Annotated in this window: 19 protein-coding genes; 5 read left to right on the top strand and 14 right to left on the bottom strand. The window is 70.9% G+C overall.

Features of this window, described 5'->3' with window-relative positions:
- Positions 1-19: 19 nt before the first annotated feature.
- The gene (gene pafA, locus ACFYVJ_RS22780) at positions 20-1,381 is read right to left on the bottom strand and encodes a Pup--protein ligase (RefSeq protein WP_018836870.1); all 1,362 of its coding nucleotides are present in this window, start codon (positions 1,379-1,381) and stop codon (positions 20-22) included.
- 9 nt (positions 1,382-1,390) lie between these two features.
- Positions 1,391-2,641: an MFS transporter gene (locus tag ACFYVJ_RS22785; protein WP_388894218.1), complete on the bottom strand. Its 1,251-nt coding sequence runs from the start codon at positions 2,639-2,641 to the stop codon at positions 1,391-1,393.
- A gap of 101 nt (positions 2,642-2,742) precedes the next feature.
- Here ACFYVJ_RS22785 and ACFYVJ_RS22790 point away from each other — a divergent pair, with 101 nt between their 5' ends.
- Positions 2,743-3,843 carry a LacI family DNA-binding transcriptional regulator gene (locus ACFYVJ_RS22790; RefSeq protein WP_388894221.1) on the top strand — a complete coding sequence of 367 codons (1,101 nt, stop codon included), beginning with the start codon at positions 2,743-2,745 and terminating at the stop codon, positions 3,841-3,843.
- A gap of 151 nt (positions 3,844-3,994) precedes the next feature.
- On the opposite strand, the gene prcA is transcribed toward ACFYVJ_RS22790, so the two are convergent.
- The 8 genes from prcA to ACFYVJ_RS22830 form a co-directional block, all read right to left on the bottom strand.
- Entirely contained in the window at positions 3,995-4,828 is an 834-nt protein-coding gene (gene prcA / locus ACFYVJ_RS22795; RefSeq protein WP_388894224.1) for a proteasome subunit alpha, read from the bottom strand.
- 54 nt (positions 4,829-4,882) lie between these two features.
- Positions 4,883-5,728, bottom strand: coding sequence for a proteasome subunit beta (prcB, locus tag ACFYVJ_RS22800; RefSeq protein ID WP_388894227.1), 846 nt, complete (start codon positions 5,726-5,728; stop codon positions 4,883-4,885).
- A 130-nt stretch (positions 5,729-5,858) separates the two neighbouring features.
- A complete protein-coding gene (locus ACFYVJ_RS22805; protein WP_018836875.1) occupies positions 5,859-6,077 on the bottom strand; it encodes a ubiquitin-like protein Pup in 219 nt (72 codons plus the stop codon).
- A gap of 161 nt (positions 6,078-6,238) precedes the next feature.
- Positions 6,239-7,750, bottom strand: a complete 1,512-nt coding sequence (gene dop, locus ACFYVJ_RS22810; RefSeq protein WP_388894230.1) for a depupylase/deamidase Dop — start codon at positions 7,748-7,750, stop codon at positions 6,239-6,241.
- A 244-nt stretch (positions 7,751-7,994) separates the two neighbouring features.
- Positions 7,995-9,761, bottom strand: a complete 1,767-nt coding sequence (arc, locus tag ACFYVJ_RS22815) for a proteasome ATPase (RefSeq protein ID WP_388894233.1) — start codon at positions 9,759-9,761, stop codon at positions 7,995-7,997.
- Between the two features lie 292 nt (positions 9,762-10,053).
- Entirely contained in the window at positions 10,054-10,629 is a 576-nt protein-coding gene (locus tag ACFYVJ_RS22820) for a hypothetical protein (RefSeq protein WP_388894236.1), read from the bottom strand.
- A 99-nt stretch (positions 10,630-10,728) separates the two neighbouring features.
- The gene (locus tag ACFYVJ_RS22825) at positions 10,729-11,634 is read right to left on the bottom strand and encodes a tRNA (adenine-N1)-methyltransferase (protein WP_101425416.1); all 906 of its coding nucleotides are present in this window, start codon (positions 11,632-11,634) and stop codon (positions 10,729-10,731) included.
- A 26-nt stretch (positions 11,635-11,660) separates the two neighbouring features.
- Complete coding sequence (locus ACFYVJ_RS22830) at positions 11,661-12,779, bottom strand: site-2 protease family protein (RefSeq protein ID WP_388894302.1); 1,119 nt, start codon at positions 12,777-12,779, stop codon at positions 11,661-11,663.
- 154 nt (positions 12,780-12,933) lie between these two features.
- Here ACFYVJ_RS22830 and ACFYVJ_RS22835 point away from each other — a divergent pair, with 154 nt between their 5' ends.
- Positions 12,934-13,995: a RecB family exonuclease gene (locus ACFYVJ_RS22835; RefSeq protein WP_388894240.1), complete on the top strand. Its 1,062-nt coding sequence runs from the start codon at positions 12,934-12,936 to the stop codon at positions 13,993-13,995.
- Between the two features lie 32 nt (positions 13,996-14,027).
- Positions 14,028-14,699, top strand: a complete 672-nt coding sequence (locus ACFYVJ_RS22840) for a response regulator transcription factor (RefSeq protein ID WP_018836882.1) — start codon at positions 14,028-14,030, stop codon at positions 14,697-14,699.
- Between the two features lie 70 nt (positions 14,700-14,769).
- Here ACFYVJ_RS22840 and ACFYVJ_RS22845 read toward each other — a convergent pair whose 3' ends face one another.
- From ACFYVJ_RS22845 to metH, 4 genes are all read right to left on the bottom strand, one after another.
- The gene (locus tag ACFYVJ_RS22845) at positions 14,770-16,374 is read right to left on the bottom strand and encodes an ABC transporter substrate-binding protein (protein WP_388894243.1); all 1,605 of its coding nucleotides are present in this window, start codon (positions 16,372-16,374) and stop codon (positions 14,770-14,772) included.
- A gap of 59 nt (positions 16,375-16,433) precedes the next feature.
- Positions 16,434-18,038 carry an ABC transporter substrate-binding protein gene (locus tag ACFYVJ_RS22850; protein WP_388894246.1) on the bottom strand — a complete coding sequence of 535 codons (1,605 nt, stop codon included), beginning with the start codon at positions 18,036-18,038 and terminating at the stop codon, positions 16,434-16,436.
- 340 nt (positions 18,039-18,378) lie between these two features.
- Positions 18,379-19,113, bottom strand: a complete 735-nt coding sequence (locus ACFYVJ_RS22855; RefSeq protein WP_388894250.1) for an HAD family hydrolase — start codon at positions 19,111-19,113, stop codon at positions 18,379-18,381.
- 163 nt (positions 19,114-19,276) lie between these two features.
- Entirely contained in the window at positions 19,277-22,813 is a 3,537-nt protein-coding gene (gene metH, locus ACFYVJ_RS22860) for a methionine synthase (RefSeq protein ID WP_388894253.1), read from the bottom strand.
- A gap of 258 nt (positions 22,814-23,071) precedes the next feature.
- On the opposite strand from metH, the gene ACFYVJ_RS22865 reads away from it, so the two are divergent.
- Positions 23,072-23,836, top strand: coding sequence for an IclR family transcriptional regulator (locus ACFYVJ_RS22865; protein ID WP_388894256.1), 765 nt, complete (start codon positions 23,072-23,074; stop codon positions 23,834-23,836).
- Positions 23,837-24,026: 190 nt separating this feature from the next.
- On the top strand, positions 24,027-24,824 hold the full coding sequence (locus tag ACFYVJ_RS22870; protein WP_388894259.1) for an MIP/aquaporin family protein: 798 nt from the start codon (positions 24,027-24,029) through the stop codon (positions 24,822-24,824).
- Positions 24,825-25,023: the final 199 nt, after the last annotated feature.

Raw genomic sequence — 25,023 nt, forward strand, 5'->3', positions numbered from 1 at the left:
CACCCACCGCGCGCCCCGCCTACATTCCGGCGATCAGCTTTTCCACCCGGTCGTCCACCGAGCGGAACGGGTCCTTGCACAGCACGGTCCGCTGCGCCTGGTCGTTCAGCTTCAGATGCACCCAGTCCACCGTGAAGTCGCGCCGCTGCTCCTGCGCCCGGCGGATGAAGTCGCCGCGCAGCCTGGCCCGGGTGGTCTGCGGCGGGACTGACTTGGCCTCGAAGATCTTCAGGTCGTTGCAGACCCGGGCGGCCTGGCCCCGCTTCTCCAGCAGGTAGTACAGGCCGCGGCGGCGGTGGATGTCGTGGTAAGCGAGGTCTATCTGCGCGATCCGGGGGTGGGAGAGGGTGATGTTGTTCTTCGCCCGGTAGCGCTCGATGAGCTGGTGCTTCATCACCCAGTCGATCTCCGTGCCGACCTTGGCGAGGTCCTGGGAGCGGATCGCCTCCAGGGTGCGGCCCCACAGCTCGAGGACCTGCTCGACGACGCCGGTGCGGATACCGCGGCGGTCCACGAAGTCCACGGCCTTCTCGTAGTACTCCTGCTGCACCTCCAGCGCGGACGCCTCCCGCCCGCTGGCGAGGCGCACCTTGCGCTGCCCGGTCATGTCGTGGCTGACCTCGCGGATGGCCCGGATCGGGTTCTCCAGGGTCAGGTCGCGCATCACCGTGCCCGCCTCGATCATGCGCAGCACGAGGTCGGTGGCGCCGACCTTGAGCAGCATGGTCGTCTCGGACATGTTGGAGTCGCCGACGATGACGTGCAGCCTGCGGTAGCGCTCGGCGTCGGCGTGCGGCTCGTCGCGGGTGTTGATGATGGGCCGGGAGCGCGTCGTGGCGGAGCTGACGCCCTCCCAGATGTGCTCGGCACGCTGGCTGACGCAGTAGACCGCGCCGCGCGGCGTCTGCAGCACCTTGCCTGCGCCGCAGATGAGCTGCCTGGTGACGAGGAACGGGATGAGGATGTCGGCGAGCCGGGAGAACTCGCCGTGCCGGGCCACCAGATAGTTCTCGTGGCAGCCGTAGGAGTTGCCGGCGGAGTCGGTGTTGTTCTTGAAGAGGTAGACGTCCCCGGCGATGCCCTCCTCGTGGAGCCGGCGCTCGGCGTCGACGAGGAGGCCCTCGAGGATGCGCTCGCCCGCCTTGTCGTGGGTGACCAGCTCGATGACGTTGTCACACTCGGGAGTTGCGTATTCGGGGTGCGAGCCGACGTCCAGGTACAGGCGTGCACCGTTGCGCAGGAAGACGTTGCTGCTGCGGCCCCAGGAGACGACCCGGCGGAAGAGGTAGCGCGCCACCTCGTCCGGGGACAGGCGGCGCTGCCCCCGGAACGTGCACGTGACGCCGTACTCGTTCTCAAGCCCGAAAATGCGGCGGTCCATGACTGAACATTACGCCTGTCGCTCTGTTTCGAAACCGGGTGCAGCTCCGCCGATTCGATCTTTTTCGGCCGGTCGGGGCGAGCGGGCGGCGCCCGCGAGAACCCGCACGAAGCCGGTCAGCACCAGCAGCGCCGCCGCCCCGCCCAGGCCGACGACCGCGAAGCCGCCCGTCTCGCCGCCGTGCTCGACCGCGGGACCGCTGATCGCGGTGCCCGCGGCGGCGCCGAAACCGAAGGTCGTGACCAGCCAGGAGAACGCCTCCGTGGCCGTGCCGCGCGGCGCGTGCCGGTCGACGACGACGAAGGAGCAGGCGAGTGCCGGGGCGAGGAACAGGCCCGCGACGCCGGAGAGCAGCGTCATGGCGACGGTGCCGGGCGTGAGCATCAGCGGCAGATAGCCGACCGCCAGGCCCGCCAGCAGCAACTGCAGCCGCCGCTCGGCCCGGCCCGGCCACTGCCGGGCGCCGTAGACGATGCCGCCGACCAGGGCGCCGGCGCCGAGCGCGGAGAGGAGGTACCCGCCGATGGCGTCGTCGCCGCGGGCGTCCGCGTACGCGACGGAGGCGACGGCCGTACCGCCGAGGGCGACGCCGACGAAGAAGAAGGCGCCGAGGATCACCAGCAGCCCGCGCGCCCGCAGGGCGCCCAGCCAGTGCGCCTCGCGCGGCTCGGAGCGCCACCGGCGGGCGGGCGGCGACAGGACGACCCACAGGGCACCCAGCACGCCCAGGGCGTTGAGCACGAGCAGCGCGGCCGACTCGGAGGCGGTGGCGACCAGCAGGGTGACGATCAGGGGTGCGACCGCGAACATCACCTCCTGCGCCACGGCGTCCAGCGCGTACGCCCCGTGCACCCGGTCCTCGCGCTTGAGCACGCTGGGCCACAGCGCCCGCAGGGCGCCCTCCAGCGGCGGCGTGAAGAGCCCGGCGACCAGGACGGCGAGGCAGGCCAGCGGTAGCGGATCGATGCCCACGACGGCGAAGAGGGCCATCCCGGCGGCGGAGAGCAGCGCGCTGGGCAGCAGCACGCGCGGCTGGCCGCGCAGGTCGACGGCGCGGCCGAGGAGCGGCTGCCCGATCGCGGTGGCCAGGCCGTAGCCGCCGGAGAGGATGCCGCCCAGGGTGTACGAGCCGCCTTCCGCCCGGACGAACAGCACGATGGCGAACGCGGCGGTGGCGTTCGGCAGCCGCCCGACGAGCGTTCCGGTGAGCAGCCTGCCGACGTGTCTGACGCGCAGCAACTCGGCGTATCCCCGCAGCACGGCCCCTCCCGAGACGCTGAAGTGTTACGTATAACGCCGTAGGTTATACGTAACACGGGCGAGGGTCGACCCCGTATGCCGGAACGCGACGAGGAGGCACGATGCGGGGCGCGCACGAGGACGGAAGGCGCGCCGCGGCGCGCACCGGGCCGGCGGCGGCGGGCGAGGCGGCCCCGCGGCCGGCCGCGGGCCGCGGCGGCGGCGTCACCAGCCGCGACGTCGCCCGCGCCGCGGGCGTCTCCCAGGCGGCCGTCTCCCTCGTCCTCGGCGACAAGTGGCGCGGCCGCGTCTCCGCCGCCAAGGCCGACGCCGTCCGCGCCGCCGCCCGCGAGCTGGACTACCGCCCGAACGCCGCCGCCCGCACCCTGCGCACCGGCGGCACCCGCACGGCGCTCCTCGTCGTCCCCGCGCTCACCAACGAGTTCTTCGCCGGCGTCCACGCCGGCGCCGCACGCGCCGCCGCGGCCCACGACTTCGGCGTCGTGCTCTACCCCTCCCCCGAGGGCATCGGCCCCGCCCGCGACCCCTTCGCCGCCGCCCACACCGCCGTCGACGGCGTGATCGCCTCGTCCATGGCCACCGACGCCGTACGGAACCTGCGCGGCGGCGGACTCCCGCTCGTCATGCTCGACAGCGACCCGGCCGGCACCGGCGCCGTCGCCACCGTCAACGCCGACGTCGCCGACGGCATGCGGCAGGTCGCCCGGCACCTGCTGGAGCTCGGCCACCGGCGGATCACCCACCTCGCCGCCGCCATCGACTCCTGGACCTTCGCCGCCCGCGGCCAAGCGCTGGCCGGCACGCTCGCCGCCGTGCCGGGCACGCGGCTGCGCACCGAAGCCGCCGAGCTGTCCGTCGCCGGCGGTCTCGCGGCGGCCCAGCGGGCGCTGGCGGCGCCGGCGGAGGACCGGCCCACGGCGCTGGTCTGCGACGACGACCTGCTCGCGGCCGGTGCCCTCAAAGGCGTACGGCGCCTGGGGCTGCGGGTGCCGTACGACGTGTCGGTCACCGGCTTCGACGACCTGGCGCTGGCCACCGCCGTCGAGCCGGAGCTGACCACGGTGCGGCTCCCGGCGGACACCGTCGGCGCGGCCGGCATGACGGCGCTGCTCGACGCCCTCGCGGGCCGCGGCGCGGGCAGCTCGACGGTCCCGGCCCGCCTGACGGTACGCGCGTCGACGGCCCCGGCCCCGGGCGCGTAGACCCGCCGGAGCGGGGCACGGGCGCGGGCGCGGGCCCGGTGGAGCAGCGATACGAACCGTGGGCGGACCCGGACCCGGACCCTGCCCCGGACCCGGACACGACGACGGGCGGGCCCGTCGCTGGGCCCGCCCGGTCGATGCCGTACCGCTCCTACTTCTTCTTCTTGCCGGGCTCGTCTCCCGGCTTCTTCGCGGGGCCGTCCGCGGTGGCCGCGCCCTCGGCGCCGCCGTCCGCGTCCGCCGCGGCGTCCTCCGCGTCATCCGCGCCGGAGGCACCCGCCTCGCCGTCCTCCTCCAGCAGCCGGGAGAGCTGACTGCCGAGGATCCGCCGGAACTTGCGCTGCTGCGGCCGGTTGCGGTCGAGGACCGCGACCTCCAACTGCTTCGACGTCAGCTCCCGCTCGCCGCCGTTGTTGTCCCGCGCCAGCGACTCCGCCGCCAGCTTCAGCCCCTCCGCCAGCGTCATGCCCTCGCGGTGCCGCTGATCGAGATAGGTGCTGATCTGATCGGAGTTACCGCCGACCGCGACCGAACCGTGCTCGTCGACGATCGAACCGTCATGCGGCAGCCGGAAGATCTGGTCGTCGGCGGGGGTCTCCCCCACCTCCGCGACGATCAGCTCGACCTCGTACGGCTTCTCCGCGCCGCTGGAGAAGATCGTGCCGAGAGTCTGCGCGTAGACGTTCGCGAGGCCGCGGGCGGTGACGTCCTCGCGGTCGTACGTGTACCCGCGCAGATCGGCGTAACGGACGCCGCCGATGCGCAGGTTCTCGAACTCGTTGTACTTGCCGACCGCGGCGAAGGCGATCCTGTCGTAGATCTCGCTGACCTTGTGCAGGGCCCGGGACGGGTTCTCGGCAACGAACAGGATGCCGTCGCTGTACTGCAGCACGACCACGCTGCGGCCGCGCGCGATGCCCTTGCGGGCGTACTCCGCGCGGTCCGCCATGGCCTGCTGGGGTGAGACATAGAACGGTGTCGACACCGGCTTATCCGTCCCTCTCTGCTCGTGGAGAAATCTCGTGGGGCCGCACGCCCGCTAGAGCACGGACGCGCGCGGGCCGTCGGGCTGCTCCAGCCGGCCGTCGACCACCGAGCGGGCGATCTCGGAGACCTCGGCGTCGGGCAGCCGGCGGAAGCCCTCGTCGGTGATGGACGTGACGATGGGGAAGATACGGCGGGTCAGATCCGGCCCGCCGGTGGCGGAGTCGTCATCCGCCGCGTCGTACAGCGCCTGGACGACGACGGTGGCCGCCTGCTGCTCCGTCAGCTCGTCGGCGTACAGCTTCTTCAGCGCACCGCGCGCGAAGACCGACCCGGACCCCACGGAGGCGAAACCCCGCTCCTCGGTCCTGCCGCCGGTCACGTCGTACGAGAAGATGCGGCCCTTCTCCCGCGCCGGGTCCCACCCGGCGAAGAGCGGCAGCACGGCCAGGCCCTGCATGGCCATGCCCAGGTTGGACCGGATCATCGTGGACAGCCGGTTGGCCTTGCCCTCCAGGGAGAGCTGGGCGCCCTCGACCTTCTCGAAGTGCTCCAGCTCCAACTGGAAGAGGCGCACCATCTCGACCGCGACACCCGCGGTGCCGGCGATGCCGATGGCCGAGTACTCGTCGGCGGGGAAGACCTTCTCGATGTCACGCTGAGCGATCATGTTCCCCATCGTGGCCCGCCGGTCACCGGCGAGGACGACCCCGCCGGGGAAGGTCAGCGCCACGATGGTGGTGCCGTGCGGCGCCTCGACGGCCCCCTTCACGGGCGGCAGCTCCCGGTTCCCCGGCAGCGCCGCGGGAGCATGCTCACCCAGGAAGTCCATAAACGAGGACGAGCCCGGCGTGAGGAAGGCAGCCGGCAGTCGCCCTGCGCCACGGATGTTGGCTTCCACGCGAATCCTTCCGGGGGTACGGTGGCCCGCCCCCCACGGGCCGAGCCGGTGACTTGCGCTGGGCACGGACCTTACCCGTGCCGCTGCCGGGCGTCCGCCCGGGTGCTTCCCGGACGGACGCCCGGGACGGCTACTCGCCGCCCTTTTGCACGAAGGACCTGACGAAGTCCTCGGCGTTCTCCTCGAGCACGTCGTCGATCTCGTCGAGGACCGAGTCCACGTCCTCCGACAGCTTCTCCTGCCGTTCCTTCAGGTCCTCGGAGACCTCGGCGTCCTGCGCCTGCTCCTCGACCTCTTCCTGGGAGCGCGTGGCCTTCTGCTGACCACCGCCGGTGTCCTTGGTCGCCATTTCCCTCACCCCGCTCGGTGTCGCCCGATGGTCCTGACTGCGTCGCCCTGCAAGATCCGACCCTACAAGCTGGGCCCGACATCGGCCCGGTGCTCTCTCAACGCTCGGAGGCCACCCGGATGATTCCCCTCCGCGCCACCTTTAGCCCGGTCCGTCCCGGATCAGCCGCCCGAGAGGACCCGTACCAGCTCCTCCGCCGTACGGCAGCGGTCCAGCAGTTCCTTGACGTGGTTGCGGGTACCCCGCAGGGGTTCCAGGGTGGGGACCCGCTGGAGGGAGTCGCGGCCGGGGAGGTCGAAGATGACCGAGTCCCAGGAGGCGGCGGCCACGTCATCCGCGTACTGTTCGAGGCAGCGGCCGCGGAAGTACGCCCTGGTGTCCTCCGGCGGGTTCTTCACGGCCCGCAGGACCTCGTCCTCGGTCAGGAGCCGCTTGAGGCGGCCGCGGGCCGCCAGCCGGTTGTACAGGCCCTTCTCCGGGCGTACGTCGGCGTACTGCAGGTCGACCAGCGCGAGGCGGGCCGCGTCCCAGTCCAGGGTGTCGCGGCGGCGGTAGCCCTCCAGCAGCTCCCGCTTGGCCAGCCAGTCCAGCTCGCCGGACAGGCTCATGGGATCGGCTTCCAGCCGGTTGAGGGTGTCCTCCCAGCGGGTGAGCACGTCCTTGGTCTGCTCGTCGGCGTCCGCTCCGAAGCGCTCCTCGACGTATTTGCGCGCCAGCTCGCAGTACTCCATCTGGAGCTGTACGGCCGTGAGCGTGCGGCCGCTGCGCAGCACGACCTGGTGGCGCAGCGAGGGGTCGTGCGAGACCTGGTGCAGCGTGCGCACGGGCTGTTCCACGGCCAGGTCGACCGCGATGAAGTCGTCCTCGATCATCGACAGCACCAGGGCGGTGGTGCCGAGCTTGAGGTAGGTGGAGATTTCCGAGAGGTTCGCGTCACCGATGATGACGTGGAGTCTGCGGTATTTCTCGGCATCCGCGTGCGGCTCGTCGCGGGTGTTGATGATGGGGCGTTTGAGGGTGGTTTCCAGGCCGACCTCGACTTCGAAGTAGTCGGCGCGCTGGCTGATCTGGAAGCCGTGTTCGTTGCCGTCCTGGCCGATGCCGACGCGGCCGGCGCCGGTGAAGACCTGACGGGAGACGAAGAAGGGCGTGAGGTGGCGCACGATGTCCGAGAAGGGGGTTTCCCGCTTCATCAGGTAGTTCTCGTGGCAGCCGTAGGACGCGCCCTTGTTGTCGGTGTTGTTCTTGTAGAGAAGGATGGGCTGCGCACCCGGCAGTTGTCCGGCGCGTTCCGCGGCTTCGGCCATGATGCGCTCGCCGGCCTTGTCCCAGAGCACGGCGTCGCGGGGGTTGGTGACCTCGGGGGCGCTGTACTCGGGGTGGGCGTGGTCGACGTAGAGCCGCGCGCCGTTGGTGAGGATGACGTTGGCGAGGCCGATGTCCTCGTCGGTCAACTGGCTGGAGTCGGCGGCCTCACGGGCGAGGTCGAAGCCGCGGGCGTCCCGCAGCGGGTTCTCCTCCTCGAAGTCCCACCGGGCGCGGCGCGCCCGGTGCATCGCCGCCGCGTAGGCGTTGACGACTTGGGACGAGGTGAGCATGGCATTGGCGTTGGGATGGCCCGGGACGGAGATTCCGTACTCCGTCTCGATGCCCATTACTCGCCGTACGGTCATGCGGCCCTCCTTGCCCGGTACCGTCCGCGGCCCTGGACGGAACTCAAGTACCGCTGCGTCTGCGGCACGTGTGGTCCCCGCGGCGGCGATGCGCTGCGCTGCGCGCCGGTACGGAAGAGCCTAGAACGCCTTGGCGGCAGTGGGGAGATCATTACAGTCTTTGCTCCGGTCGGTTTGCACCCGTGGAAATACGTGTCCGGCTGCGGGCGGCCGTGTGGTGCCCCCCGCAGCCGGATCGCCGCATTTACAGGTACTGACCGGTGTTGGCCACCGTGTCGATCGACCGGCCGGTGTCCGCGCCCTGTTTTCCGGTGACGAGAGTGCGGATGAACACGATCCGCTCGCCCTTCTTTCCGGAGATACGGGCCCAGTCGTCGGGGTTGGTCGTGTTGGGCAGGTCCTCGTTCTCCTTGAACTCGTCGACGCAGGCGGCGAGGAGGTGGGAGACGCGCAGGCCCTTCTGGTTGTGGTCGAGGAACGCCTTGATGGCCATCTTCTTGGCGCGGTCCACGATGTTCTCGATCATTGCGCCGGAGTTGAAGTCCTTGAAGTACAGGACTTCCTTGTCGCCGTTGGCGTACGTGACTTCGAGGAACCTGTTCTCCTCGGACTCCGCGTACATCTGCTCGACGACGGACTGGATCATCGCGTCGACGGTGGCCTCGGCGGACTCGCCGTGCTCCGACATGTCCTCGGCGTGCAGCGGCAGCGTCCGGGTGAGGTACTTGGAGAAGATGTCCTTGGCGGCCTCGGCGTCCGGGCGCTCGATCTTGATCTTCACGTCGAGCCGGCCGGGGCGCAGGATCGCGGGGTCGATCATGTCCTCGCGGTTGGAGGCGCCGATGACGATGACGTTCTCCAGGCCCTCGACACCGTCGATCTCCGAGAGGAGCTGCGGGACGATGGTGTTCTCCACGTCCGAGCTGACGCCGGAGCCGCGGGTGCGGAAGAGGGAGTCCATCTCGTCGAAGAAGACGATGACGGGCGTGCCCTCACTGGCCTTCTCGCGGGCCCGCTGGAAGACCAGGCGGATGTGCCGCTCGGTCTCGCCGACGTACTTGTTGAGCAGCTCGGGGCCCTTGATGTTGAGGAAGTAGCTCTTGCCGGCGGGGCGGCCGGTGTGTTCCGCGACCTTCTTGGCGAGGGAGTTGGCCACCGCCTTGGCGATCAGCGTCTTGCCGCAGCCGGGCGGGCCGTAGAGGAGCACGCCCTTGGGAGGCCGCAGCTCGTGTTCCTTGAAGAGGTCGGGGTGGAGGTAAGGCAGCTCGACGGCGTCCCTGATCAGCTCGATCTGGTTGCCCAGACCGCCGATCTTGGTGTAGTCGATGTCCGGGACCTCTTCGAGGACCAGCTCTTCGACCTCGCTCTTGGGGATGACCTCGTAGACGTACCCGGAGCGGGGCTCCAGGAGCAGGGCGTCGCCGGCGCGGATGGTGGTGTGCAGCAGCGGCTCGGCGAGCCGTACCACCTTCTCCTCGTCGGTGTGCCCCATCACGAGGGCGCGCTCGCCGTCCTCCAGGATCTCCTTCAGGGTGACGATGTCCCCGGAGCGCTCGAAGGCCATGGCCTCGACCACGTTCAGCGCCTCGTTGAGCATCAGCTCCTGGCCGCGGCGCAGCTCGTCGAGCTCCACGCTGGGGCTGACGTTCACCCGCAGCTTGCGGCCGCCGGTGAAGATGTCCGCCGTGCTGTCGTCGTTGGCCTGGAGGAAGACACCGAAGCCGGCGGGCGGCTGGGCCAGCCGGTCGACTTCTTCTTTCAGGGCGACGATCTGGTCCCGGGCCTCACGGAGAGTACTCGCCAGGCGCTCGTTCTGCGCGGACACTCCGGCGAGGTTGGTCTGCAACTCGACGATGCGTTCTTCGAGGATCCTCGTGTGACGCGGCGAGTCGGCGAGCTTTCGTCGCAGGACGGCGATCTCCTGCTCAAGGTAGGCGACCTGACCGGCAGGGTCTTCGGACCCTCGACCCGGCCGGATGCCGCGGTTGGTGTCGTCGTCGTGGGCTGCCACGGTCCTCACCTCCTCCAAGGGGAGCTGGACGCTTCCTGACCCTACCTGGCCGCGTCCCACTTGAAACCCCTAGATCACAAAGACGGTCGGGGTGCATCCGATCTTCACCCGTGCGCCCGTCCTCACGCCAGGGAAATACCCATCCAGCAACATCGGAAAGCAGCCATTTGTTTCGTCTACAACGCTCAACACCCGCCAAGGGTGCCTGGAATTGCAGCGAAACGGCGACCGCCTCCCCTCCGGTTCCGGGAACCGGCGGGAAGGCGATGTGGGAGGGGGTGCCGCGGCGGGGTCAGACCTGGGTGCCGGGGACGGGCTCCGCGGTGAGGTGGAAGCGGTCGTTCTCCCACGTCCAGGTCACGTTGCGCTGCTTGTCCGGCTTGCTGCGGGGGACGTCGGGCGAGGAGTAGCCGAGGAGGGTGGCCGAAATCTCGTTTTCGCGGACAGCGAATTCCCCGACGCTCATGCCCTCGGCGGGATCGACGAGAGTCGCGGTCACGCGCGGTGACCGGCCGGGCCCGGTGGCGGACAGGACGTACATCCCGCTGGGCGGGGTGCCGGCGGCGGCGCGGCAGCGCACCACGGCGACGGTTTCGGCGCGGCCGTCGGCGTCGAAGTCGGCGGAGCCCTGTTTGTAGACCTCGGGCTCGGTGCCGGCGCAGTCGAGCGGGTAGCGGGCGGCGCTCGCGTCGGGCCCGGGGGCGGGTCTGCCGCGGTGGTCCCCCTCGCCGGCGTTGCCGGCGGCGACGGACGGGGGCTTGATGAGCGCCGCGAGGGCGATGACGGCGGCCATGGCGGCCGCCGTCGCGATCCAGTGCACCGCGCGCGGGTGCGTGTGCGGGAGGTCGGCGCCGGGCAGAGGCTGCACGGGTGAGGCTCCTGGGAGGGCTGGGAGGGCCGTGGGGAGGCCAGCATGGTGTCACACACCGGCCGCCCGCGGAACGACCCCTGCCGCTTCGGCGCCCCTTCAGTCCCCCGCGGCGGCCCGCTGGCCGCCGGGGCCGGTGTAATCCTCCCCGTACGCCCCCTTCGCGGGCCGGCGGCGGCGCAGCGGCGGCTCGACGCCGTCGGCGAGCCTGCGGGCGGTGAGCAGGAAGCCGGTGTGGCCGATCATCCGGTGGTCCGGGCGTACGGCCAGGCCCTCCACGTGCCAGTTGCGCAGCATGGTCTCCCACGCCTGCGGCTCGTTGAAGTTGCCGTGTTCGCGGATGGACTCCACGGTGCGGGCGAGCTGGGTGGTGGTGGCCACGTACGCGCAGACGATGCCGCCGGGCACCAGGGCCTTGGCGACCGCGTCCAGGCACTCCCAGGGCGCGAGCATGTCCAGGATGACGCGGTCGACGTCGGTGTCGGAGAGGTTGTCCTGGAGGTCGCCGACGGTGAGCTGCCAGGCGGGGTGGGGGCCGCCGAAGTAGCGCTCGACGTTCTGCCGGGCGACGTCGGCGAAGTCCGCGCGGCGCTCGTACGAGTGGAGCATGCCGCTGTCGCCGACGGCGCGCAGCAGGAAGCTGGTCAGCGACCCTGAGCCGACGCCCGCCTCGACCACGCGCGCGCCCGGGAAGACGTCGGCGAACGCGAGGATCTGGCCGGCGTCCTTGGGGTAGACGACGGCCGCTCCGCGCGGCATGGACAGGACGTAGTCGGGGAGCAGGGGGCGCAGCGCGAGATACGGGACGTTGCCCGTGGTGCGCACGACGGTTCCCTCGGGGGCGTCGATCAGCTCGTCGTGCGGGAAGGAGCCCTTGTGGGTGTGGAAGGACTTCCCGGCTTCGAGCGTGAACGTGTAGTGGCGGCCCTTGGGGTCGGTGAGCTGTACCTGGTCCCCGACCTGGAAGGGCCCGCGGCGGCGGGCGGCACCGGTCGGCTCGGACATGCCGCTCACCCTACCGCCGGGGGTGATCAGGACTGCGGCCGGGCCATGGCGGCGACGAAGGCGCGCTCGACGTCGGCGGTGGTGAGGACCCCGTAGATGTGGCCGGTCTCCTCCACCACGAGGTACTCGCTGTGGGGGCTCTCGCGCAGGTGCTCCAGCAGTTGTTCGCCGGTCAGCTCGGCGGAGAGCTTCATCTCGTCCGTGAGGTCCTGGGAGAGCGAGCTGACGGCCACCCAGGGGCGGCGGTGGGCGGGGGTCTGGGCGATGGCCGAGCCGCGTACGACGCCGGTGGGGTAGCCGCGGCCGTCGACGACGACCAGGGCGCGGGCGCCGGCGGCCTCGGCCCGGCGCAGCGCCTCGGACAGCGGGGTGTCGGCGGTGACGGGGGCCGCACGGCGGGTGAGGGCGCGGGCGCGCAGCTCGGGCAGCCGCTCGCGCAGCCGGGCCATGCGCAGGCTGTTGCCGGCCCCGGTCCAGATGATCGCGGCGAGGATCGCGGCCAGCAGGGCGTCGGTGACGGTGTCGACGCTGCCGGGGTCGGAGGCGCGGGAGTGGGTGAAGAGCGGCAGGCCGATGAGCGTGGCGACGGCCAGCGCGCGGCCCACCCAGGCGGCGACGACCGTGCCGGTCATGGGCTTGCCGCTGACCTTCCAGACCGCGGCGCGCAGCATCCGGCCGCCGTCCAGCGGCAGGCCGGGCAGCAGGTTGAAGATGGCGACGATCAGGTTGGAGATCGTGAGGGCGGCGAGGAGCACCGCGGGCACGGTGCCCTCCTCGACGAGCTGGAGGGCGCCGTAGAAGCCGCCGGCGAGGACCAGGGAGAGCAGCGGCCCGGCGAAGGCGAGCCAGAACTCGCGGCCGGGGGTCTCCGACTCCTTCTCGATCTCCGAGACGCCGCCGAAGAACTGCAACTGGATGCGGCGTACGGGCAGCTTGTAGTGGAGGGCGACGCGGGTGTGGGCCAGCTCGTGGACGAGCACGGAGGCGTAGAACGCGACGGCGAAGAAGAGCGCGATCACGTACCGCAGGGCGCCCAGCTCGGGCAGGATCCGTTCGAGCTGGCCGCCGAAGACCCAGGTGATGAGCGCGGCTACGAGGAACCAGCTCGGGGCGACGTACACGGGCACGCCGAAGGGGCGGCCCATGAGGATGCCGCCGCCGCGGCCGGGCCGATCGCCCCTGCGCTCCTCGCTCACGACTCCCACTCCTGCCAGCTCGCGGTGCCCGTCTTCCTGCCCGCCGGTCCGGCCTGCATCGTATGCCGCCGGATGTCGGTCCCTAGCCCTAGGGTCGTACACCATGAGTACCCGCACCGACACCGGGAACCACCCCGCGGACCCCGTACCGCCGCCGCCCGAGGGGGACGGCGGGCCGGACGCGCCACGGGCCCCGGCGCCGCCCCAGGCGCTGTCTCCCTCCCGCGCGGCGGACTTCATGACCTGCCCGCTGATGTACCGCTTCCGGGTGATCGACAGGCTGCCGGAGAAGCCGCGGGCCTCCGCGGCCCGCGGGACGCTGGTGCACGCGGTCCTGGAGCGGCTGTTCGACGATCCTGCCGCCGAGCGTACGCCGCCGCGGGCGCGATCGCTGGTGGCGCCGGCCTGGGAGCGGCTGCTCGCGGACCGGCCGGAGCTGGCGGAGCTGTTCACGGACGGTGACGAAGAGGCGGCCCGGGCCGGGGCCGCGACCGGGGAAGGGAACGCGACCGGGGACGGGGATGCGGCCGGGGATGGCGGGGAGGCCGGCGCGGGCGGGGCCGCGGAGCGGCTGGCGGAGTGGCTGGCCGGGGCCGAGCGGCTCGTCGAGCGGTGGTTCACGCTGGAGGACCCGGCGCATCTGGAGCCCGCCGAGCGGGAGCTGTTCGTGGAGACGGTGCTGGGCTCCGGGCTGAAGCTGCGGGGCGTCATCGACCGGGTGGACGTGGCGCCGACCGGCGAGGTCCGCGTGGTCGACTACAAGACGGGCAAGGCGCCCCCGCCGGAGTACGCGGCCGACGCCCTCTTCCAGATCAAGTTCTACGCGCTGGTGCTGTGGCGGCTGCGCGGCAGTGTCCCGCGCCGCCTGCAGTTGGTCTACCTGGGCAGCGGCGACGTGCTGACGTACGACCCGGACGAGGCCGACCTGCGCGGCGTGGAGCGCAAGGTGCACGCCCTGTGGCAGGCGATCCGGCGGGCGACGGAGAGCGGCGACTGGCGGCCCCGGCCCGGCCGGCTGTGCGGCTGGTGCGACTTCAAGGACTCCTGCCCGGCCTTCGGCGGCACCCCGCCCCCGTATCCGCTGACCGGCGTCGATCTGGGCCTGCCGCAGCCCCGCCCGGCCGGGGACGGGGACGGTGCGCAGGGCAGAATGGACACCGCCTGACAGTTCGGTCCGGCCGAGGAAGAGGAGACCCTGTGGCCATCCGCGTCCTGCTCGTCGACGACCAGCCGTTGCTGCGCACCGGCTTCCGCATGATCCTGGAGGCAGAGCAGGACATCGCCGTGGTCGGCGAGGCCGGCGACGGGCTGCAGGCGCTCGACCAGGTCAGGGCGCTGCAGCCGGACGTGGTGCTGATGGACATCCGGATGCCCCGCATGGACGGTGTGGAGGCCACCCGGCAGATCACCGGCGCGGGCCGGGACGGGCCCGCGAAGGTGCTCGTCCTGACGACCTTCGACCTCGACGAGTACGTGGTGGAGGCGCTGCGCGCGGGGGCCAGCGGCTTTCTGCTGAAGGACGCGCCGGCCGGAGAGCTGGTGCAGGCGATCCGCGTGGTGGCCGCCGGGGACGCGATGCTGGCCCCGAGCATCACCAAACGGCTGCTCGACAAGTTCGCGACCAAGCTGCCGACGGGAGAGCAGGACGTGCCGGACACCCTGGACACGCTCACCGAGCGCGAGGTAGAGGTGCTGAAGCTGGTCGCCCGCGGACTGTCGAACGCGGAGATCGCCGCCGACCTGTTCGTGAGCGAGACGACCGTGAAGACCCATGTGGGCCATGTGCTGACCAAGCTGAGCCTGCGCGACCGGGTGCAGGCCGCCGTGTACGCGTACGAGAGCGGGCTGGTGCGCCCCGGCGGGTCCTGAGCGGCGCACCGGGAGCCCTCGCGCGTGCGCGGGGCTCCCGGGTCGCGTACCCCGGATCAGTGCCGGCGGGTCACTCCGAGCCCTTCGAGATCTCCCAGAAGCGGAAGACCGTCGAGGCGTCGAGCGTCCACTCCAGGCCGAGGATGTTCTCCCGCGCGGCCGCGTACTGCTTGCCCTGCCACAGCGGTATCACCGGCAACTGGTCGGCGACGATGTCCTGCAGTTCGCCGTAGGCGTCGACGGTGGCCGTACGCTCCGACTGCCCGGCGGCCGCCGGTATCAGCTCGCTGGTGATGCGGCCCGGGTTGTAGTTGTTGGCCAGCACGTTGCCCTCGCCGAAGAACGGCGCGGTGAAGTTGTCCGGGTCCGGGTAGTCCGGCACCCAGCCCTTGACGTAGACGCCGTACGAGCCCTTCTCGACGCCCTTCTCGAACTCGTCCAGCGGCACGGACTTCACGTCGGCCTGGAACAGTCCGCTGTCGTTGAGCTGCTTGGCGATCAGCTCGAAGGACGGCACCGTGCCGGGGCCGTAGCGCTCGGGCGTGGCGTACAGCGTCACGCGGACCTTCTCGTCGATGCCCGCCTCGCGCAGCGCCTGCTCGGCCCTGGACGGGTCGGGGCGGTCGCCGTAGGTGTCGTAGAAGGCGGTGTTGTGGCCGGTGATGCCGGCCGGGACGATCGAGTACAGCTCCTCTGCGGTGCCCTCGTAGACCTCGCGGACCAGCGCGTTGCGGTCGATGAGGTACGCGAACGCCTTGCGCACGGCGGGGTTGCCGGCGACCGGGTCGTCCATGTTGAAGACCAGGTGCTGCACCTCGGCGCTGGTGCCCTCGACGAGCTGGATCTTCTGGCCGGCGCCTGCCTGGTCCTGCAGTTCGGCGATGTCCTTCATCGCCAGGCCGCGGTAGGCCAGGTCGATGTCGCCGTTCTCCAGGTCCTCCTTCAGCTTGTCGTCGCCGCCGCTCTTGTCGCCGTAGAGCTTCAGCGTCATGCCGGAGTTCTGCACCTTGGCGGTGCCCTTGTAGCCGGAGTTGACCGAGAACTCGGCTTCCTTGCCCTCCTCGTAGGAGTCCAGCTTGTACGGTCCCGAGCCCACCGCCTTGTCGTCGTCGCGCAGCTTGTCCTTGGGGTAGGACTCGCTGTCGACGATCGAGCCGGCGCCGGAGGCGATCTTCATGGGGAAGGTCGCGTCGGGGTAGTCCAGCCGGAACGTTACGCTCAGCTCGTCGGGCGTCTCGATCGCGCCGATCGAGTCGAGCATGACGGCGGGGCCCGCGGGGTCGTCGATGCCGATCGTGCGCTCGAAGGAGAACTTCACGTCCTCGGAGGTGAGTTCGGAGCCGTTGGAGAACTTCAGCCCGTCCTGCAGCTTGCAGGTGTAGACGCGGCTGTCGGCGTCCTCGAAGGTGCACTCCTTCGCCGCCTCCGGCTCGGGTTCCGTGGACCCCTTGGGGAAGCTCAGCAGGGACTGGAAGACGTTGTTGAACACCAGCCAGGAGCCGGGGTCGTAGCCCGCCGCGGGGTCGATGGCGGTGACCTCGTCGGTCATCCCCATCACGACCGCGTCGCCGGAGCCGGCCCCCGATCCGGAGTCCGAGCCGCAGCCGGCAACGAGCAGCACGGTGGCCATGGCGGCGCCGAGGGGTGGGGCGAGCCGCTGGACAGCCTTCTTCACGTGTGTGGGTTCCTTCACTCGGGTCGGTTCTCTGCCCGGCGCGGCACCGCCGGAGGCCCCTACTCGCTCAGCCCGCGCCGCAGCTCCCAGAGCTGCAGCGTCGACGACGAGTTGAGCGCCCACTCCGCCCCCGTGACGGTGTCGCGCGCCGCGATGTACTGCTTGCCCTGCCAGAGCGGAAGGTACGGGACGTCGCTGGCGAGGACGTCCTGTATCCGCTCGAAGCTGTCCGTCGTGCGCTCCCGCTGTGCTTCCTGGCGGGTCCGCGGGATCAGGTCCTCGATGACGGAGCTGTCGTAGTTGTTGAAGGTGAAGTTCTCCTCGCCGACGAACGGCCCGGTGAACGTGTCGGGGTCGGGGAAGTCGGGATACCAGTGCAGGCCGTAGACGGCGTACCGGTTCTCCGCGTAGTTCTTCTTGTACGTCTCCCAGGTGTCGCCCTTGATGTCGGCGTCGAACAGGCCCGACCTGTTGAGCTGGTCGCGCAGCTCCTCGAACTCGGCCTTCGTCGTCTCGCCGTAGTGGTCGGTGGTGTAGTTCAGGGTGAGCTTCACGGGCGTCTCGACGCCCGCCTCCCGCAGCAGTTCGCGGGCGCCGTCGGCGTCCGGGCGGTCGCCGTAGGCGTCGTGGAAAGCGGTGTTGTGGCCGATGATGCCGCGCGGGATCATCGCGTACAGCGGGTCGACGGTGCGCTGGTAGACGTCGCGCGCGAGCTTCGTCCTGTCGATCACCTCGGCCGCGGCCTGGCGCACGGCCCGGTCCTTCACGGTCGGGTTCTCGATGTCGAAGACGAGGTAGGCGATCTCGGCGCCCGGCGTCTCGAAGAGACTGACGTCGCCGTCTGCGCCCTCGTCGAGCCGGTTGATCTGCTCCGGCTTCAGGCTGCGGCCCATCACGTCGATGTCGCTGCCGGCTATGGCGTCCTCCATGCTCTTGGAGGTGTCGAAGTAGCGGACCTCGACCGCGTCGTTCTGCGGCTCGACCTCGCCCTTGTAGTCGCCGTTGCCGGTGTAGACGGCCTTGGTGGCGACGTCGTCGTCGTGCTCCACCTTCAGGCTGTACGGGCCGGAGCCGGCGATCTCGAAGCCCTCGTAGAGCTTGTCCTTCTCGTAGACCTCGCTGTCGACGATGGCGGCCGCGGGGGTGGCGAGCTTGAGGGGGAACGTCGCGTCGGGCGACTTGAGGTGGAAGACCACGGTCAGCTCGTCCGGGGTCTCCACCGTGTCGACGTTGGCGAGCAGTGGGAACGGGCCGTTGGGGTTCTTGATCTTCAGCATCCGCTCGATGGAGAACTTGACGTCCTCGGCGGTGAGGTCGTGGCCGTTGGTGAACGTCAGCCCGTCGCGGAGCTTGCAGCGGTACTGCTCGCTGAGCCGGTCGGCGAAGACGCACTGCTCGGCGGCGTCCGGCTCGGGCTCCGAGCCCGTACGCGGCATCCGCATCAGCGTCTGGAAGGTGTTCTGCAGGACGTTCCAGGAATTGATGTCGTACGCCGTGGCGGGGTCGAGCGGAGCCGGGTTCTCCTTCGTCAGCTCCAGCCTGTCGGTCGTACCCACCACGATCGCGTCGTCGTCTCCGCCGGAGTCGCCCACCACGCCGCAGGAGGTGACGACCGGGGCGAGCACACCCAGCAGCGCGGGCAGCACCAACGACTTACGAATCATGGTCGACTTTCTCCCTCAGGCGTCCCCGGAGAGATTAGCCGGAGCACCCAGCCGGGCTGGGTGGCAGGGAAGTTGAGAAGGAATCACATGCCGATTACGCCCGGCGTCTTTCCGATAACCGGACGCGGGAACAATGGCCGCGAACCCCAATCAAACCGGGCACAGGGAGGCACCTCGGGGGACCCGCCAGACCCGCGCAGCACGGTTCCGTACCCCTGTCGAGAGCTGTGCGCGTGAGAAAGCTCACCCTGTCGAATCCGCGCCCCGTAGCGGCAATGCGGTAACGGCTTTCGTCACGCAAAATACATGAACCACTGCGCGGAGTTTCCCCTCCGCTTTCTCAGTGGAGGCGCTCGACTACGGAGCGGAGAAAGGGGAGATCGACTTCCGTGAGGGAACGCACCAGGTGCCGTCCCGGCGCGGGCTCGATCGGCGTCACCGACGGCACCGCCACGACGGCGCATCCGGCCGCCTCCGCCGCCGTCACGCCCGTCAGGGTGTCCTCGATCACCGCGCAGTGCCGCGGGTCGGCCCCGAGGGCGGCCGCGGCGTGCAGGTACGGGTCGGGGTGCGGCTTCGTACGCGCGATCTCGTCGCCGGCCACGGAGAGGTGGAACTCGTGCCCCAGCGAGCGCAGCACCCGGTCGATGATGCGCCGGTGCGAGGCGGAGACGAGGGCCGTGGGCACGTCGTGCGCGGCGAGTTCGGTGAGCAGCCGCCGGGCGCCGGGCATGAGCGGCACGTCGCCGTCGACCAGCTCCTCGAAGCGGGTGTTGAGCCGCACCGTCAGCTCCGGCAGGCCGATGTCGGCGCCGGTGGTGGCGATGAGGTACGCGGCGCTGCGCGACATCGGGCCGCCGACGACGACCTGGCGCTGCTCCTCGGTCAGCTCGTGGCCGAACTCGGCGAAGACCGAGACCTCGGCGGCCCACCAGAAGCCCTCGGTGTCGACCAGGGTGCCGTCCATGTCGAGCAGTACGGCCTGCGGCGTCGTACCGCGGAGGGACCGCACCCTGCGGTCCCGGGCCATGCCCTGAGCCGTTCGGGTGCCTTCAGCGGGAATGCTGCTGGTCATCCGCTCACCTCCCTCGAAGGGGCGCAAAGGCCGGCCGCCAGAAGCGACCGGCCTGTTCCGGACCGACCAGTATAAGCCGACTGTCCGGAAAGCGCCCCGGGAGCCCGTTCGGGGCGCTTTACGACGATGCCCGGGCGCGGTACGGCCCGGGCGCCGGCGGCGCTCAGCGGGCGTTGAAGTACTTCGCCTCGGGGTGGTGGATGACGATCGCGTCCGTGGACTGCTCCGGGTGCAACTGGAACTCCTCGGAGAGCTTCACCCCGATCCGCTCCGGCTCCAGCAGCTCGGCGATCTTCGCCCGGTCCTCCAGGTCGGGGCACGCGCCGTAGCCGAGCGAGAACCGGGCGCCGCGGTACTTCAGCGCGAACATGTCCTCGATCTCCGCCGGGTCCTCGCCGGCGTAGCCCAGCTCGGCCCGTACCCGCGCGTGCCAGTACTCCGCCAGCGCCTCGGCGAGCTGTACGGAGAGCCCGTGCAGCTCCAGGTACTCGCGGTAGGAGTCGGCGGCGAACAGCTCGGCGGCGGCCTCGCCGATCTTCGAGCCGACGGTGACGATCTGGAAGCCGACGACGTCCGTCTCGCCGGACTCCTCGGGCCGGAAGAAGTCCGCCAGGCAGAGCCGCCGGCCGCGCCGCTGCCGCGGGAAGGTGAAGCGGGTGCGCTCGGCGCCGTCGTCGCCGAGGACGATGAGGTCGTCGCCCTTGGAGACGCAGGGGAAGTAGCCGTAGACGACGGCCGCCTCCAGCAGGTTGCCGGTCTGCAGCCGGTCCAGCAGCCCGCGCAGCCGCGGCCGGCCCTCGGTGGCGACCAGGTCCTCGTACGACGGACCGCCGCCGCGCGGCGCCTTCAGCCCCCACTGGCCCTTGAAGAGCGCGCCCTCGTCCAGCCAGGAGGCGTAGTCGGCCTGCTGGATGCCCTTGACGACCCTGGTGCCCCAGAACGGCGGGGTCGGCACGGGGGTGTCGGTGGCCACGTCGGAGCGGGCCGGGGCGTCCTCCTCGGCGGCGGGCGCGGGGGCTGCGGCGCGTACCCGGCGGGTGCGCAGCTCGGGCAGCTCGGCGCCGGGGACGCCGCGCTTGACGCCGATGAGGGCGTCCATGAGCCGCAGCCCCTCGAAGGCGTCGCGGGCGTAGCGGACCTCGCCCTCGTAGACCTCGTGCAGGTCCTGCTCGACGTACGCGCGGGTGAGCGCGGCGCCGCCGAGGATCACCGGGTACCGGGAGGCCAGCCGGCGCTGGTTCAGCTCCTCCAGGTTCTCCTTCATGATCACCGTGGACTTCACCAGCAGCCCGGACATCCCGATCACGTCGGCGGCGTGCTCCTCCGCGGCCTCCAGGATCGCCGAGACGGGCTGCTTGATACCGAGGTTGACCACGTTGTAGCCGTTGTTGGACAGGATGATGTCGACGAGGTTCTTGCCGATGTCGTGGACGTCGCCGCGCACGGTGGCCAGCACGATCGTGCCCTTGCCCGAGCTCCCCTCGCCGTCGTCGACCTTCTCCATGTGCGGCTCCAGATAGGCCACCGCGGTCTTCATCACCTCGGCGGACTGGAGCACGAACGGGAGCTGCATCTGCCCGGAGCCGAACAGCTCGCCGACGACCTTCATGCCGTCCAGCAGCGTCTCGTTGACGATCTCCAGCGCCGGCCGTTCGGCCAGCGCGGCGTCCAGGTCGGCCTCCAGGCCGTTCTTCTCGCCGTCGATGATCCGCCGCTTCAGCCGCTCGTCCAGCGGCAGCGCGGCCAGTTCCTCGGCCCTGCCGGCCTTCATCGACTTGGTGTCGACGCCCTCGAACAGCTCCAGCAGGCGCTGCAGCGGGTCGTACGCGGGCTCGTCGCCCTCGGCCGGGCGGCGCCGGTCGTGGATGAGGTCCAGGCAGACCTGCACCTGCTCCTCGTCCAGCCGCGCGATCGGCAGGATCTTGCTGGCGTGCACGATCGCCGAGTCGAGGCCGGCCTTCACGCACTCGTCGAGGAAGACGGAGTTGAGCACGACCCGGGCGGCCGGGTTGAGGCCGAAGGAGATGTTCGACAGGCCGAGCGTGGTCTGCACGTCGGGGTGGCGGCGCTTGAGCTCGCGGATCGCCTCGATGGTGGCGGTGCCGTCGCCGCGGGACTCCTCCTGGCCGGTGCAGATGGTGAACGTCAGGCAGTCGATGAGGATGTCGGACTCGTGGATGCCCCAGTTGCCGGTGAGGTCGTCGATCAGCCGTTCGGCGATGGCGACCTTGTGCTCGGCGGTACGGGCCTGGCCCTCCTCGTCGATGGTCAGCGCCATCAGCGCGGCGCCGTGCTCGCGGGCGAGCGCCGCGACGCGGGCGAAGCGGGACTCGGGGCCGTCGCCGTCCTCGTAGTTGACGGAGTTGATGACGGCCCGGCCGCCGAGCTTCTCCAGGCCGGCGCGGATCACGTCGATCTCGGTGGAGTCCAGCACGATGGGCAGGGTGGAGGCGGTGGCGAACCGGCCCGCCAGCTCGGCCATGTCGGCGGCGCCGTCGCGGCCGACGTAGTCGACGCAGAGGTCGAGCATGTGGGCGCCCTCGCGGATCTGGTCGCGGGCCATCTCCACGCAGTCGTCCCAGCGGCCTTCGAGCATGGCGGTACGGAACTTCTTCGAGCCGTTGGCGTTGGTGCGCTCGCCGATCGCCAGGTAGGAGGTGTCCTGCCGGAACGGCACCGTCTGGTAGAGCGACGCGGCCCCCGGCTCGGGCCGGGGCGTGCGCTCGACCGGCTGCAGGTCCCGTACCCGCTCGGTGAGCTGCCGCAGGTGCTCCGGGGTGGTGCCGCAGCAGCCGCCGACCAGGGACAGCCCGTACTCGCGCACGAACGTCTCCTGGGCGTCGGCCAGCTCGCCCGGAGTCAGCGGGTAGTGGGCGCCGTCCTTGCCGAGCACCGGGAGGCCGGCGTTGGGCATGCAGGACAGCGGCACCCGGGAGTGCCGGGCGAGGTAGCGCAGGTGCTCGCTCATCTCGGCCGGTCCGGTGGCACAGTTCAGCCCGATCATGTCGATGCCCAGCGGCTCCAGCGCGGTGAGCGCGGCGCCGATCTCGCTGCCGAGGAGCATGGCGCCGGTGGTCTCGACGGTCACCGAGCAGATCAGCGGCAGGTCCACGCCGGTGGCCGCCAGCGCCCGGCGGGCACCGAGGACGGCGGACTTGGTCTGCAGCAGGTCCTGGGTGGTCTCGACGAGCAGCGCGTCGGCGCCGCCGGCGATCATGCCCTCGGCGTTCTGCTGGTACGCGTCGCGCAGCGTGCCGTACGCGATGTGGCCGAGGGTCGGCAGCTTGGTGCCCGGGCCCATGGAGCCGAGGACCCAGCGCTGCCGGCCGTCGCCCGCGGTGTGCGCGTCGGCGGACTCGCGGGCGATGCGGACGCCGGACTCGGAGAGCTCGAAGATCCGGTCGGCGATGTCGTACTCGCCGAGGGCGGCGTGGTTGGCGCCGAAGGTGTTGGTCTCCACGCAGTCGACGCCGGCCGCGAAGTACTCGTCGTGCACGGAGCGCACGATGTCGGGGCGGGTGACGTTGAGGATCTCGTTGCAGCCTTCCAACTGCTGGAAGTCGTCGAGCGTGGGCTCCTGCGCCTGGAGCATCGTGCCCATGGCGCCGTCGGCCACCACCACGCGGGTGGCGAGTGCCTCGCGCAGCGCGTCGGCGCGGGTCTGCTGGCTGGCGGCGGGCTGGGACGGCTGCGAGGCCATGGGGATACTCCCTCGTGTGCGACGGCTGTCGGCTATGCGCGGCCCGCGAGGGCCGGTGCACGGGCCAAGGGTATCGGCCGGAGCCGGTACGGCGCGGGCCGTCCCACGACACGGACGGTGCAGGTTTGCGGGGTTTTCCGGCAGACTCGGGCACGATCGGCACGTCCGTGGTCTTCCCCGACCGCCCCCCTGCGGCGGGACAATGACCGATACTGTTCAGCATTGTCGAACTGCCGGTCTCGTTGAGGAGGATCTTCCGTGGCACGGAACATCCAGTCGCTCGAGCGAGCGGCTGCGGTGCTGCGCCTGCTGGCCGGAGGAGAGCGGCGCCTGGGCCTGTCCGACGTCGCCTCCACGCTGGGCCTGGCCAAGGGCACGGCGCACGGCATCCTGCGCACGCTCCAGCAGGAGGGTTTCGTCGAGCAGGACCCGGTCTCCGGGCGGTACCAGCTCGGCGCCGAACTGCTGCGCCTGGGCAACAGCTACCTGGACGTGCACGAGCTGCGCGCCCGCGCCCTGCCCTGGACCGACGACCTGGCCAGGGCCAGCGGCGAGAGCGTGCACCTGGGGGTGCTGCACCACCAGGGCGTGCTCATCGTCCACCACGTCTTCCGGCCGGACGACAGCCGGCAGGTGCTGGAGATAGGCGCCATGCTGCCGCTGCACAGCACGGCGCTGGGCAAGGTCCTGTGCGCCGTCGACCCGGTGGCACACGCCGAGGCCGCGGAGGGCGACCGCAAGGCGCTCACGCCCGCCACGGTCACCGACGCGGCGGACTTCGAACGGATCCTGGAGCTGATCAGGGCCCGCGGCTGGGGCTCCGACGTCGAGGAGACCTGGGACGGCATCGCGGCCGTCGCCGCCCCCGTACGCGACCGCCGCGGCATGCCCGTGGGCGCCGTGAGCGTCACCGGGGCGGTGGAGCGCCTCTGCCCCGGCGGCGAGCTGCGGCCCGAGCTGGTGGCCGCGGTGCGCGACTGCGCCCGGGCGGTGGCCAGGGACCTGGGCGCCGGGCGCTTCTGACCGCGCGGACCCCCCTCCGACTGGCCGATTCTTCGTTTTCCCTTAACCGGGCCTTGACGCGCCTGTGACGTGGCGGAACACTGCCGTGCACCGGTCGGCATTGTCGAACACCTAACGATAATTTTGACGTAGGGTGTGATGCGCGGACCGGATTCCTTGCACGGACCAGCCAGGACAAAGGAGTCGCAGGATGGACCCGTCCAATTGGGACATATTTAGCGGCGAGGTGCTCGGGACCGCCTTGCTGATCGTTCTGGGTGGTGGCGTGGTCGCCGCCATCACCTTCAAGAAGTCCAAGGCCCACCAGGCAGGCTGGGTTGCGGTGTCCCTCGGCTGGGGTCTCGCGGTCCTCACCGGCGCCTACGCGGTGGCCGGCGTCTCCGGCGCCCATCTGAACCCCGCGGTCACGCTCGGGCTCGCCATCAAGGGCGACACCCCCTGGAGCGACGTACCGCTGTACCTCGTCTCGGAACTGCTCGGCGCCATGATCGGCGCCGCTTTCGTGTGGCTCGCCTACTACGGCCAGTTCCACGACCACCTCACCGACAAGGAGGTCGTGGGTCATCTCGACGGCGCGGACCAGAAGGCGATCGAGGCCCACGAGAAGGGTGCGGGCCCGGTACTCGGCATCTTCTCCACCGGCCCCGAGATCCGCAACGTCGTGCAGAACGTGATGACCGAGATCATCGCCACCTTCGTCCTCGTCATCGCCATCCTCACGCAGGGCCTCAACGCCGAAGGCAACGGGCTCGGCACGCTCGGCGTGCTGATCACCGCGCTGGTGGTCGTCGCCATCGGTCTCTCGCTCGGTGGCCCCACGGGTTACGCCATCAACCCCGCGCGCGACCTCGGGCCGCGCATCGTCCACGCCCTCCTGCCGCTGCCCAACAAGGGCGGCTCCGACTGGACCTACGCCTGGATCCCGGTCGTCGGCCCGCTGATCGGCGGCGTCGCCGCCGGCGGTCTCTACCAAGCCGTCTTCGCCTGAGCCGGACGTCCCGCCCGCGCGCCGGGCGGGACGGCGCAGGCCACCACCTCGACCCCGCCGAACCAACGACGTATCGGAGCGACATGACCGACGCACACACTGCAGGCCCGTTCATTGCGGCTATCGATCAGGGGACGACTTCGAGCCGGTGCATCGTGTTCGATACCGATGGCCGGATCGTGTCGGTGGACCAGAAGGA

The organism is Streptomyces sp. NPDC004134 (assembly GCF_042874195.1).
Taxonomy (GTDB): domain Bacteria; phylum Actinomycetota; class Actinomycetes; order Streptomycetales; family Streptomycetaceae; genus Streptomyces.

Coding starts and splice junctions, on each gene's coding strand:
- pafA (WP_018836870.1), bottom strand. CDS start 1,381: ATGGACCGCCGCATTTTCGGGCTTGAGAACGAGTACGGCGTCACGTGC.
- ACFYVJ_RS22790 (WP_388894221.1), top strand. CDS start 2,743: ATGCGGGGCGCGCACGAGGACGGAAGGCGCGCCGCGGCGCGCACCGGG.
- ACFYVJ_RS22805 (WP_018836875.1), bottom strand. CDS start 6,077: ATGGCGACCAAGGACACCGGCGGTGGTCAGCAGAAGGCCACGCGCTCC.
- dop (WP_388894230.1), bottom strand. CDS start 7,750: ATGACCGTACGGCGAGTAATGGGCATCGAGACGGAGTACGGAATCTCC.
- ACFYVJ_RS22825 (WP_101425416.1), bottom strand. CDS start 11,634: ATGTCCGAGCCGACCGGTGCCGCCCGCCGCCGCGGGCCCTTCCAGGTC.
- ACFYVJ_RS22830 (WP_388894302.1), bottom strand. CDS start 12,779: ATGGGCCGCCCCTTCGGCGTGCCCGTGTACGTCGCCCCGAGCTGGTTC.
- ACFYVJ_RS22835 (WP_388894240.1), top strand. CDS start 12,934: ATGAGTACCCGCACCGACACCGGGAACCACCCCGCGGACCCCGTACCG.
- ACFYVJ_RS22850 (WP_388894246.1), bottom strand. CDS start 18,038: ATGATTCGTAAGTCGTTGGTGCTGCCCGCGCTGCTGGGTGTGCTCGCC.
- ACFYVJ_RS22855 (WP_388894250.1), bottom strand. CDS start 19,113: ATGACCAGCAGCATTCCCGCTGAAGGCACCCGAACGGCTCAGGGCATG.
- metH (WP_388894253.1), bottom strand. CDS start 22,813: ATGGCCTCGCAGCCGTCCCAGCCCGCCGCCAGCCAGCAGACCCGCGCC.
- ACFYVJ_RS22870 (WP_388894259.1), top strand. CDS start 24,027: ATGGACCCGTCCAATTGGGACATATTTAGCGGCGAGGTGCTCGGGACC.